Consider the following 11884-nt stretch of genomic DNA (forward strand, 5'->3'; position numbering starts at 1 on the left):
TGTCCCATTTTATAAAAGATTTTGTTTCAAGGTTTTACTTGATCAACAACCCTGCTATTTAGTTAAAACAAGTTCTATAAATATGCAAGTCAAAATGAGATTTAGGTAAAATAAGGAAATATATTATTCCTATGTCCTAATTTCATTAGTAGATTTGTAAAAAAACGTAAGGAAAAAGGTAAAATTTTGTTAACGAAATCTTTATTAAGCTATAAATATATCTACATATTGCTTTAACATCCCTATTATATAATAAATTCGAAATATATTATTAGATAGGAGATGGAGAAGATGAACAAAAAATTATTAATAGGAACAGGACTGGCCTTATCGTTGTTTTTCAGTCCAATTACTCAGGCATTTGCTGAAGCACAAACAGTAGGTGAAAGAAAACAAGTAGAAAATGTAGCACACCGTGGTGCAACAGGTTACGCACCAGAAAATACGATTGCTGCTTTTGATCTAGCTGTTGATATGAAAGCAGATTATATTGAAATCGATGTTCAAAGAAGCAAAGATGGTGAATTAGTAGTGATCCATGATACAACAGTGGATCGTACAACTGATGGAACGGGAAAAGTTGGGGATTTAACATTTGAACAGCTTAGAAGTCTGGATGCAGGTAGTTGGAAAGGGGAACAATTTGTAGGAGAATCAATCTCAACATTTGAGGAGATTCTTGATCGTTACCATGGAAAAATTGGAATTTTAATAGAGTTAAAAGCTCCAGAGCTTTACCCTGGTATTGAAGTACAAGTATCAGAAGCATTAAAAGAACGAAATCTCGATAAACCACAAAATGAAAAAATAATTATTCAATCTTTTAACTTTGAATCAATGAAAAAAGCGAACCAACTTCTTCCTAAAGTTCCAATAGGTGTATTAACTTCTAACCGTGCAGACACAACATTGGAAGCTTTACAAGAATTTTCAACATATGCAGATTGGTTTAACCCAAGTTATGGAATTGTAACTGAAGAATTAGTAAACCAAGTTCACTCTCTAGGAATGCAAGTTGGTTCATGGACAGTACGTAGTCAAGAAGCAGCAGACTTACTATTCAAAATGAAAGTTGACGCAATCATTTCTGATTATCCGGATTATGTAGATCCTAGAAACAAATAAATTAAGAAAAGGATAGTTCAGTAGTGACCCCTTATAATTAGAGTTTTTATTATGTAGTTGATTGGCTGGTTTGAGTTCGGTATAATACCAGACTTAAGTCAGCCAATTTTTGTCTAATCCATTCAATTAAGTGGAGCGTAAATATCTAGGTACCTATATTTCTATAGCCTAATCGATGAAAAAAAATGATACCTTTTCCGTTAACATAACCTTATTTTTTTTACATTTTCACTTCCATTTTTTCATAGTGTATATACATGGATGTCCTTGGGAGTGATTAGATGCATTATTGGAAAAAAGGCTTAGTTATCTTAGTTGGAAGTATTTTCATAGCATTAGGTATTAATCTTTTTTTAATACCGTATCAAGTGTTGGACGGTGGAATTATAGGGATAGCGCTTATATTAAATTACCTATGGGCTTTAAAGCCTGGACTAATGATTATTTTTTTTAGTATTCCAGTCTTTATGATTGCATGGTTCACTTATCGGGAATATTTTTATAATAGTTTGCACGGAATGATCATTTCCTCCTTTTTGATAGATTTGCTTCAGCCATTAGTAGGCTTTATACATATTGAAGCGATATATAGCTCTATTTTAGGTGGATCTTTTGTAGGTGTTGGTATTGGGTTAATGCTACGATTTAAGACAAGTACAGGGGGTACAGATTTAGTAGCGCAGTTACTTAGTGATAAAACAGGTATAAATGTAGGGATCCTCATATTTATTATTGATTCGATAGTTGTCTTAAGTGGGGGTCTATTATTATCTACTGATACCTTACTTCTGTCGATAATTACAATCTTTTTTGTTGGAGTTACAACAAGTCTAATTACAAAGAATGTTCGAGCCATCTAAACATAAAAGCCGCTAAGGAATTCACTTCCTTTAGCGGCTTATTATTATTTAATACGTTGTTCTGTTTCTTTATCAAAGAAATGCGCTTTACTAAGATCAAATGCTAAATCGATTGTATCTCCTGCTGTAATATTGAAGCGAGAGTCAATTCGTGCAACAAAGCTTTGGTTGTTCACTTGCGAATAAAGAATAATTTCTGCACCCATCAATTCAGCAACCTCTACAGATGCACTCACTTTCGTTTCAGGTGAGAAGTCTAGGAAAACTTGCTCGTCATTAATATCCTCTGGACGAATACCAAGAATGATATCTTTTCCATCATACCCTCGCTCTTTAAGGACCTTAAGTCTGCCATCTGGTACTAATAATTTTACATCATCCATCACAAAATGATTGCCAACCAATTTACCATTCAAGAAATTCATCGCTGGAGAGCCAATAAACCCACCGACAAAAACATTATCTGGCTCATCGTATACCTCTTTCGGCGCACCAACCTGTTGGATAATCCCATCTTTCATAACTACTAATCTTGTAGCCATAGTCATTGCCTCTGTTTGGTCATGCGTTACATATATCGTTGTTGTTTGCAGACGGCTATGTAGCTTTTGAATTTCCGCACGCATTTGCACACGTAGCTTTGCATCTAAGTTAGATAATGGTTCATCCATTAAGAAAACTTCAGCATCACGAACAATTGCTCTACCAAGTGCTACACGCTGACGTTGACCACCAGAAAGAGCTTTAGGCTTACGATTCAATAGATTCTCCAGCCCCAAAATTTTTGCTGCATTATCTACACGTTTTTTAATCTCATCTTTTTTAAATTTGCGAAGTTTCAACCCAAAAGCCATATTATTGTATACATCCATATGTGGGTAAAGCGCGTAGTTTTGGAACACCATCGCAATATTACGATCTTTCGGTGGTACATCGTTTACGCGTTTATCACCGATATATAAATCCCCTGAAGAAATCTCTTCTAATCCAGCAATCATACGTAAAGTCGTCGATTTACCACAACCAGATGGTCCTACTAAAACTAAAAACTCTTTATCTCGTATTTCCAAATTAAAGTCTTCTACAGAAACTACTTTGTTGTCGTATACCTTTTTCACATTTACTAATTTAAGTTCAGCCATCCTATTTCCCCCTTATATTGTAAGTGCTTTCATTAGTAATAGAATACTATATTTCTAATTTTCAAGAAATGGGAATAGTGCACAAAGATGAAGAAGAACTTAGTGTATATTTACTAAAATTTATTTTTTAGCTATTAATGCTAGGGATACAGTCATTGCATGATGAAATTGGCGAATATCAATCCCAGTCTTTTCAAAGAAACGATCTAATCGGTATTGCAGGCTGTTTCGATGTAGATGAAGGACTTTTGCCGTCTCGGAAAGATTTAAGTTGCACTGGAAAAAAGTCTCCATCATATGAATCGTTTCTTCATCATCTATGTATTCCTGCAATATAGTTTTAGAAATATCCAATCGTAAATTTTCATCCGCTTGCTTTGTTAACAGGAATGGAATGGCCTCCACATAAGTCAATACTGATTTGGTCGTATAATGGAAAACACGTTTGGCAACATTCGTCAGCGAATGATAATGAAAAGTAAGGTCCTCCATCTCTTTTTTGTAAGGTCCAACAAAAAAGGTAATTTTGACATATAGATCGCTCATTAAAATGTCGATTATCTGCTCGTATGAAATACTTTCCTCTTCTATCATTTGCTGCTCAATAATAAAACCTTCATGCTCACTTTCCCATAGAATAGGCACCCCTTTATCAAAAAGAGCCTCAATAGCATCTTTAAATAACACGGGTTCTATTTGATTTTTGTTAAATGAAAAATAAACGAACCGAAATGGTTTACTTGGTTTCCAGTCCTTTTCCTCCATTAAATCTGCAGAAAAAATAAGCTTCCTCCAGTTTCTTTCCTCTAAGGTAGGTGTAGGAAACTTCACATGATAAGGAGACAGAAACGTTGTTAATAATGAAATATCCTTGGAAGTTAGTTCATCACTCCGGATACCAATTATTTCTTCTTTGTCTGTAGCAAACCATTTATATTCTTCGCCTAGTTGATCCGAACCGTCTGTATGTACGATTAAAGTAGCGTAGATTTCCTTTAATTGATCGATCATTATATAAACCTTCTTTCGAAAGAATTATCATCTATGTATTCAAGAGTACCTCTAGCTATTACCATTACTATACAATTATATTATGATTATTGAAACTAGATAAAGAATAGAACAAGTTCACAAGATCTTATATTAGCCCTAACAGTTCAACTTTTGTTTAAAAAGCATTTTCTGAGTCACTTTTGTATGCAATTTTATAGAGTTTGAGCGTTTTTTAATTTTCATGTAAGTTCAATAACAGTTCTTTACAATAGTTATTTATTATTGTATTAAAAGTCAGTTAGTTACCGAATTTTTCTCCATTTTTGTTTCATACTAATAGCTAAAGAGGTGAAAAGGATGAAAAAAGAAGAGTTATTAGATATGGAAACAGCTGAAGCAAACATTGATTTGAACAAAGTAATAAATGAGGACAATAAAATTACCTTCAAAAAAGGAGCTAGCTCTTCAGCTGAGGCAAATATTGCCATCCAAGAAGAATTCTATACTGAAAACAACCAGGAGGAAATATTGCCAACATACGTCAATTATAACACCCTAGGTTTTAAAATCACTGGCAAGGATAAATGAATCAACGGGACGCTGCCAAAGCATTAGCAGTACAATGTTAGAGACCACACATCCGCAACTACGAGATATTTATGAACAATGTTTTTAGAATGCGACCTCAAACCATTATCATCTTTATAAGATAACGAGAAAACAAAGGTTGATATAAGACTGAGCTAGCTTCTAAGGAGGTTAGCAGGGTACAGGAACTTACCCAAAAAAACTATGCTAAAGTTAATAGTTAGTTTTTATATAGAAAAATGCGCTTGGAAAATCATTTCCAAACGCATTTTTTCCTGTCTTTCTTTACTAAAGCACTCGTTAATTTTCAGTCTATAGAATGTATTTAAGATAGGCACTATTATTATGGAAAAACCTAAACTATAGAAAAATGTAAAAAGCCAATCTCGTTTTTTGGTCGATTTAAGTAGTAAATTGGTCTGTACCATAAATATTCCCATCATAATACCCATATTCTTTTTTCGTTTCTTCATCTAATTGATAGAATTGAATATATTTTACATTTACCTGAACAAACTCCTTGCAATGCAAGTATGTTCAACACTATGGTTTGTGACCATTTTAATGAAGCAAATGCCTTGCCACTCAAATATAAGCATTGGTTTTCCACCAAAAAATTAAACCATAACCTTTCCTAATGGAAAACTTATGGTTTATATCATACCTATGTTTATAACGCCATCTTCATAAGTTTTCCACTTACAAGTTCAATCATTTCTCCCTTATGTGAAATAGTTAAACTTTCACCTTCTACTAGGGAATAGGTTACTGTGTTTCTTTCCATTTGAATATTTATTGTTCTATTTTGATATTGCAATTGAAACTCAAGGGACTCCCAATGATCAGGAAGAGATGGTGCCAATGAAAGACCGCTTTCTTTCACTCTTAAACCTGCAAAGCCATAAACGATTGCTAGCCAAGTCCCTCCCATATTCGCCATATGAAGACCGTCCTTCGTATTACCGTGTGTATTTTCCAAATCTAATCGCGCGGTATTTCTAAAATATTCATAAGCTTTCGCTTTATCACCTAATTTGGAAGCCATCACACTAAATATACAAGAAGACAAAGAAGAATCATGAGTGGTAATTTGTTCATAGTAATTATAGGAATTATTCATCGTTTCCAAATCCTGTTCATCTTCCAAAAGAAAATGAGCAAGCACTGTATCTGCTTGTTTACACACTTGATATCTATAAAGAGTTAATGGATGATAATTTAGCAAAAGTGGAAATTTTTCTTTCGGGGTATTTTCTAAATCCCAGCGATCCTTTTGTAAAAAGCTATCATCCTGTGCATTGATTTTGTGTTTTTCATCATATGGAAGATACATCTTTTCCCCTGCATCAATCCACTCGCTCACTTCTAATACCGTTAATTGTAATCTATCTCTCAATTCACTTAATACTTTGCTATCTTTTTCTTTCAAAAGATAATATGCCTTAGCTGCCCATAACAAATTGTGTTTTGCCATGACATTTGTATAATAATTGTTATTTACAATACATGTATATTCGTCAGGTCCAGTCACACTATCGATTTTAAATTGGCCATCTTTCATGTGCCCAGTATCAATCCAAAGACGAGCAGTTTCAAATAGAAGCTCGGCCATATTATCCATTAAAAATGCATCATCCTGCGTTACTAAATAATACTGAATATAACTATACGCTATGTCTGCACTGATGTGATACTGTGCTGTACCTGCTGGGAAGAATGCTGAACTTTCAGGTCCCGTAATTGTTCTCCATGGAAATAACGCCCCTTTTTTATGGCCCATTTCCTTTGCCCTTGCTCTTGCACTATCTAAAATAGAGTATCTTTGGATTAATAGATTTTTAGCCAATTCTGGATTTGTCATTACAAACACTGGAAATATATAAATTTCTGTATCCCAGAAATAGTGTCCCTCGTATCCTTCTCCTGATAATCCCTTAGCTGCAATATTACTCACAGGGTCTTTGCCAACCGATTGTAAAAGCTGAAAAAGATTAAAACGAATTCCCTCTTGAAGTGAAGAATCTCCGTTTATTTTAACATCTGCTGTGCTCCAAAACTTATCTAAGTACCCTTTTTGCTGTAGTAAGAGATCCTCAAAAGAAGTTCCAGTTAACTGTTGTTGAACGAAAAGTGCCTCTTCAATAACACCATTCCCATGCCTCAATGTGTCAGTGTATACATTATATTTTGTAAAATGAATCGGTTTATTTCCTTTACAAAAATAGGTCTCCTCCACATTGTTATCCGTTACTTTACTCTCATACTCATACTCGTCTAGATCAATTCTAGAACGAGTAACACAAGCAACTTCTAATTGGGTTGCATATGTTCTGTTTTTCACAATGCTAAAATTTTCATCCTTCCGAACATCTACTATATGGAGTCTTTTAGCATGACCTGAAGCAACTCTAGGATCGTTTTTATCGACAAAGTTAGAAACATTGCCATCCACTACAGAAACAATTTGAACAAGTTGAATATTGCTCAATGGCACGATATTGACTTCCATCGCAAACAATTCTTTCGTAGTAAAGGAAATAAGTCTTTTAAAATGAATTTTCACTTCTTTACCTTTAGGAGATTTCCAATGCACAATTCGCTCGACATACCCTGCATTCATATGCATATTCCGTTCTAAATGTAATACTTCCCCTTCAAATAACGAAAATTGTTCCTCATCAATATATATATTAATCGTTTGTGCATCAATAACATTCAATATTTTCTGTTGAAAATGAGGAAATGCATGGAGCTTCTCCCCATATTGAATTTCCGTTTCATCATGAAAAGCATTAATATATGTACCACGAATCGAACCAAAAGTACTTTTATAGCCTTCTTCAAAATTTCCTCTTATGCCAAGATAACCATTCCCGATTGATAAAAGACTTTCATCTAATAAAAGGCTTTGGTTATCTATTTCTGATTTAGTCAGTTTCCAGGTCAATAAATTTCACCTCATTTTTTTACGCTGTATTTATTAATAATTTCTTCAAAATCTAACATAGCGGTATTTTCTACTAAATAATCCGCGTGCGATAAATTTTCTATTGAACCAATTCCCACAGAGAACATTTTTGCTTTGTTAAGAGCGTCTATACCTGCAGCTGCATCTTCAACCCCAATGCACTCCTCATAAGGAATGCCAAAGTAATCAGCTGCAGTCGTGAAGGTTTCTGGATCAGGCTTTCCTTTTTTAACTTTGGAGGCATCGACAATATAATCGAAATAACTAGTGAGTCCTAGCTTTTCTACTATATTTTTTGCATTTTCACTTGCTGAACCAAGCGCAATTTTAATCTGATGTTTTTTGTTGTTTATTAACAAATTTTCAATTCCAGGTAAGATGTTTTCTTTAGTAATAGATTCAGCTAATTCTAAATAGTATTCATTTTTTTTATTGGCTAATAATATTTTTTCCTCATTATTCAACTTTGCCAAAGAAGTATTCAGTTGTAGTATGAGTTCAAGTGATTCCATGCGGCTAATTCCTTTAAGTTGCTCATTAAATTGTCTGTCAAATGAGATTTCAAGTTCCTCAGCAAGTTTTTTCCATGCTAAATAGTGGAATTCAGCAGAATCAGTAATAACGCCGTCTAAATCGTATATAAATGCTTTTGGGTAAATAGTCATTCGATTCGTTCCTTTCTTTATGAAATGGTTTTCACACTTCCTCTTTCTACTAACTGGTGTTCAACGTTCACATGCTTCCGGTCGAGGTTATTTTCCATTAAGTCTTCCAATAATTGCGCAGCCAGTTTTCCTATTTCAAAAAAGTCCTGACCAATAGTTGTGAGCTGTGGCTCAGTGTAACTACTAAATACTAAATCATCAAATCCAGTTATAGATATATCCTCTGGAACTTTCAAGCCCATTTCCTTTACGGCCTTCATAACCCCAAATGCCATGAGATCGCTAAAACAAAGAAAAGCAGTAGGACGCTTTGTTTCTAAATATTTTTTTGAGATTTCATATGCCTCTTGCTCTGAAAAATCAGCATACATGATTTCATCTAAGTTTAGCTCTAAGCCATTTTCTTTGAAGGCTTCTTGAACTCCTTTTATGCGCTCTGAATTAACATAAGTGTTCTTCCTACCAGCGATGATTGCAATATCCCTGTGATTTCGTTCAAATAAGTACATCGCCATTTCTTTGCTGGCCCTTACATTATCAATAGACACGCTACCTACTAATCCATTAGTCGTTTCAGGGATAATATCAAGTACAACGCAAGGTATATTTGTATCGATCAACTCCATATAGTATGGATCATCTATACGTATTCCCTGTAAAAGTGCGCCGCCAATATTACGTTCGCGACAATACTTCGCGTAGCTTTTTTGTTTCTGACGCTGTGAATCTATTAAGTAGATGGATAATTCAAATTTACTAGCTGAAACTGCGGTATAAACACCCTTGAATATATTAAATGCATTATTATCTTTTTCACTATTATTGAGCACCCCTGAAGATATTAAACCAATAGTCATTTGCTTCTTAGATGATAGGTTTTTAGCTACAATATTTGGCGAATAGCCCATTTGATCAGCAATCTCAAAAATTCTCTGCCTCGTCTTTTCATTTACATCTGTATAGTTGTTAAAGGCTTTTGAAACAATACTGACAGATACACCAGCTTCTTTTGCAACATCTTTAATAGTAGGCATTTCATAACTCTCTTTCTTAATGTAATAAGATATACTTAAGCACTTTTGTTTATGGTTGCTTTTTCCTGCATTTTCAATGAGAATCTATAAAATAAAGCAAAAGATAAATAGGCACTTACTGATCCGGTAAAAAGGGGTATCAAAAATATAAGCTTTGTAGCACTTAAGTAAAACAATAAGAAATTACTAATAAGGATTACAAAAAATAAGAACGGACTCCCTATCGTTACCAAAAAAGTATTCTTTAACAATTCTCGAATATTCATTTGAAAATGCACATTTAAAGAAAAATAGTTAATCGTAAAAACAAATAATACAAACCCCATGATTGAAAATACAAGACTTAATAGTTCATGCTCATTTTTAAAATAATAGAAATCGATTAGCCATATTAGCCAAAGTAAAGTCAAAACAAGTCCCGACAAAACACTCTTTTTATAATTAGATTTAATATGCGAAAAATAGGCTTTTGTTAGAGAGGGATGATCAATCTTTAACAACCAATCACGAGCCATCGCAAACATTCCAGTTGTACTTGGGAAAAATAATAGGGGAAATAAAATTAATAAAGGTACATAGTAAACTAAAAACGCTAAACTAAAATTATTTGCGTATAAACTCAATAAAATAATCACAATTGGAACATTGATCATCATCCATAAAATATTTACTACAGAAAATCGCATAACCCATTCTGTTGTACTGTACAATACTCCCGGGAAACCTGAAAATTCACGCATGTTGTTACCTCCTGAAGTAATAGATTTTATTTCACTGCCCCTTCCCCGATTCCTTTAATAATATGTTTTTGTGCAAGTACATAGAAAATTACAACAGGAATTATGGTAAGCATCAAGCCAGCCATTGCAAGGTTCCATTGGATTGTAAATTGCCCAAAGAAATAAAAAGTAGAAAGTGGAATTGTACGAAGCCCCTTATCAGTAAGTGTTAATGATGGTAGTAAATAATCATTCCAAATATTAATAACGTTTAAAATCATTACCGTTACAGTGATTGGTTTTAAAATAGGGAAAATAATTCTCCAGAAAACCCCAAACTTCGAAGCACCGTCAATTGTCGCTGCTTCCTCTAGTGTAATTGGGATAGACTTCACAAATCCATGGTATAAGAAAACGGAAATACTGGAACTAAATCCAATATGCATAAAAATTAAGCCTTCACGAGTATTGATCATAGGAATATGTAAGGAATTAGTGATAGTGCTCATAAATTGCATTAAAGGCATCATCAATGTTTGGAAAGGGATGAGCATTGTTGCGATGAACACCATGAAAATAATTTTACTTAGTTTGTTATCCGTTCTTGCAAGCATCCAAGCTGTCATGGAAGACAATACAACAATGATTAAGACAGAAATAATTGTGATATACAACGAATTAGCCAATGCATTTAAAAAGTTCATTTTGTCCATTGCTTCTATATAATATTGGAAACTGAACTCTGTAGGTGGTGCTAACACATTTTCATATAATTCCTGTCGGTTTTTAAATGAATTAACAATAATGATATAGATGGGAGATAAAAAGAATAACGCTGTAATGAGGAGTAAAAGCTCTTTTAATACTCGATAAAATTTTTTCATTACAACTCTACCTCCCTCTTTTTCGTAATATAAACTTGTGTAAGTGTAATTGCTGCTACTATTAAGAAGAATATAATCGCCTTAGCCTGACCATATCCATAATTACCATATCCAAAGATCTCATTGTAAATATTCATGGCGAACATTTCCGTAGAATTAGCAGGTCCACCACCTGTTAGAGAAAGGTTAACATCATAGATTTTAAATGCGGATGAAAGCGTTAAAAACAAGCTAATCGTAAAAGCAGGCATTAACAGTGGGAAGGTAATATTTTTTAATTTTTGCCACCAACTAGCACCATCAATCATCGCAGCTTCCATGACATCTTGCGGTATACTTTGTATTCCTGCAATATAAATAATCATAATATAACCTGCCATTTGCCAAGTAAAAACGAATACCAAAGCATATAAAGCAAAATCCTTATCGATCAGCCAATTAAAAAAGAGATTATCCATTCCAGTTAATTCGCCTATTAGTGTAAAAACATCTAAGAAAATAAACTGCCAAATATAACCTAATATTAATCCTCCAATTAGATAAGGCATAAAAACCATTGTTCGTGCAGCGTTTGCTATTTTTAGTTTAGAAGTCACGAGCAGAGCAAAAACAAGGCCAACTATATTAACTGAAATTACTGCTAAAAGGGTGAATAATGTTGTCTTCCACGTAGATGTTAGAAAACGGGAATCCCCAAATAACTGGATGAAATTATCAAAGCCTACAAATACTTTTGGGTTAGCTGCAATGCCATCCCACTTAAAAAAGGAATAATATATTCCAATTACGAATGGAATAACTACCACGGTCAAAAAAATAATAGTTAATGGAGCAGTAAATAATAAATACCACCCTTTATTATTTTTGTTTTGCATGTAAAAACACTCCTTTCTCTTAGTTTATCCA

General features: G+C 33.7%; 11 protein-coding genes. 3 read left to right on the forward strand and 8 right to left on the reverse strand.

Translation table 11 applies throughout. The features are described 5' to 3' along the window. Window positions 1–291: 291 nt before the first annotated feature. A complete protein-coding gene (locus ACIQX2_RS08925) occupies window positions 292–1125 on the forward strand; it encodes a glycerophosphodiester phosphodiesterase (RefSeq protein ID WP_402848795.1) in 834 nt (277 codons plus the stop codon). Between the two features lie 281 nt (window positions 1126–1406). Further along, window positions 1407–1985 (forward strand): YitT family protein, encoded by a 579-nt coding sequence (locus tag ACIQX2_RS08930; protein WP_402848798.1) that lies wholly within the window; start codon window positions 1407–1409, stop codon window positions 1983–1985. Window positions 1986–2029: 44 nt separating this feature from the next. On the opposite strand, the gene ACIQX2_RS08935 is transcribed toward ACIQX2_RS08930, so the two are convergent. Further along, window positions 2030–3127 carry an ABC transporter ATP-binding protein gene (locus ACIQX2_RS08935; RefSeq protein ID WP_402848800.1) on the reverse strand — a complete coding sequence of 366 codons (1098 nt, stop codon included), beginning with the start codon at window positions 3125–3127 and terminating at the stop codon, window positions 2030–2032. A gap of 120 nt (window positions 3128–3247) precedes the next feature. Beyond that, entirely contained in the window at window positions 3248–4138 is an 891-nt protein-coding gene (locus ACIQX2_RS08940) for a PucR family transcriptional regulator (protein ID WP_402848803.1), read from the reverse strand. Window positions 4139–4477: 339 nt separating this feature from the next. On the opposite strand from ACIQX2_RS08940, the gene ACIQX2_RS08945 reads away from it, so the two are divergent. After that, a complete protein-coding gene (locus ACIQX2_RS08945; RefSeq protein WP_402848805.1) occupies window positions 4478–4708 on the forward strand; it encodes a hypothetical protein in 231 nt (76 codons plus the stop codon). Between the two features lie 670 nt (window positions 4709–5378). On the opposite strand, the gene ACIQX2_RS08950 is transcribed toward ACIQX2_RS08945, so the two are convergent. The 6 genes from ACIQX2_RS08950 to ACIQX2_RS08975 are packed head-to-tail and all read right to left on the reverse strand — an operon-like array spanning window position 5379 to window position 11853. Continuing rightward, entirely contained in the window at window positions 5379–7655 is a 2277-nt protein-coding gene (locus ACIQX2_RS08950) for a glycoside hydrolase family 65 protein (protein WP_402848808.1), read from the reverse strand. Between the two features lie 11 nt (window positions 7656–7666). Then, window positions 7667–8341: a beta-phosphoglucomutase gene (gene pgmB, locus ACIQX2_RS08955; RefSeq protein WP_402848811.1), complete on the reverse strand. Its 675-nt coding sequence runs from the start codon at window positions 8339–8341 to the stop codon at window positions 7667–7669. Between the two features lie 17 nt (window positions 8342–8358). Then, window positions 8359–9375, reverse strand: coding sequence for a LacI family DNA-binding transcriptional regulator (locus tag ACIQX2_RS08960; RefSeq protein ID WP_402848814.1), 1017 nt, complete (start codon window positions 9373–9375; stop codon window positions 8359–8361). A gap of 35 nt (window positions 9376–9410) precedes the next feature. Continuing rightward, window positions 9411–10115, reverse strand: a complete 705-nt coding sequence (locus ACIQX2_RS08965; RefSeq protein ID WP_402848816.1) for a YesL family protein — start codon at window positions 10113–10115, stop codon at window positions 9411–9413. Between the two features lie 26 nt (window positions 10116–10141). After that, on the reverse strand, window positions 10142–10978 hold the full coding sequence (locus tag ACIQX2_RS08970) for a carbohydrate ABC transporter permease (RefSeq protein ID WP_402848818.1): 837 nt from the start codon (window positions 10976–10978) through the stop codon (window positions 10142–10144). Continuing rightward, the gene (locus tag ACIQX2_RS08975) at window positions 10978–11853 is read right to left on the reverse strand and encodes a carbohydrate ABC transporter permease (RefSeq protein ID WP_402848821.1); all 876 of its coding nucleotides are present in this window, start codon (window positions 11851–11853) and stop codon (window positions 10978–10980) included. The genes ACIQX2_RS08970 and ACIQX2_RS08975 overlap by 1 nt, the downstream gene beginning before the upstream one ends. Between the last annotated feature and the right edge of the window lie 31 nt (window positions 11854–11884).

It is taken from the genome of Psychrobacillus sp. NPDC096623 (assembly GCF_044762655.1).
Taxonomy (GTDB): Bacteria; Bacillota; Bacilli; order Bacillales_A; family Planococcaceae; genus Psychrobacillus.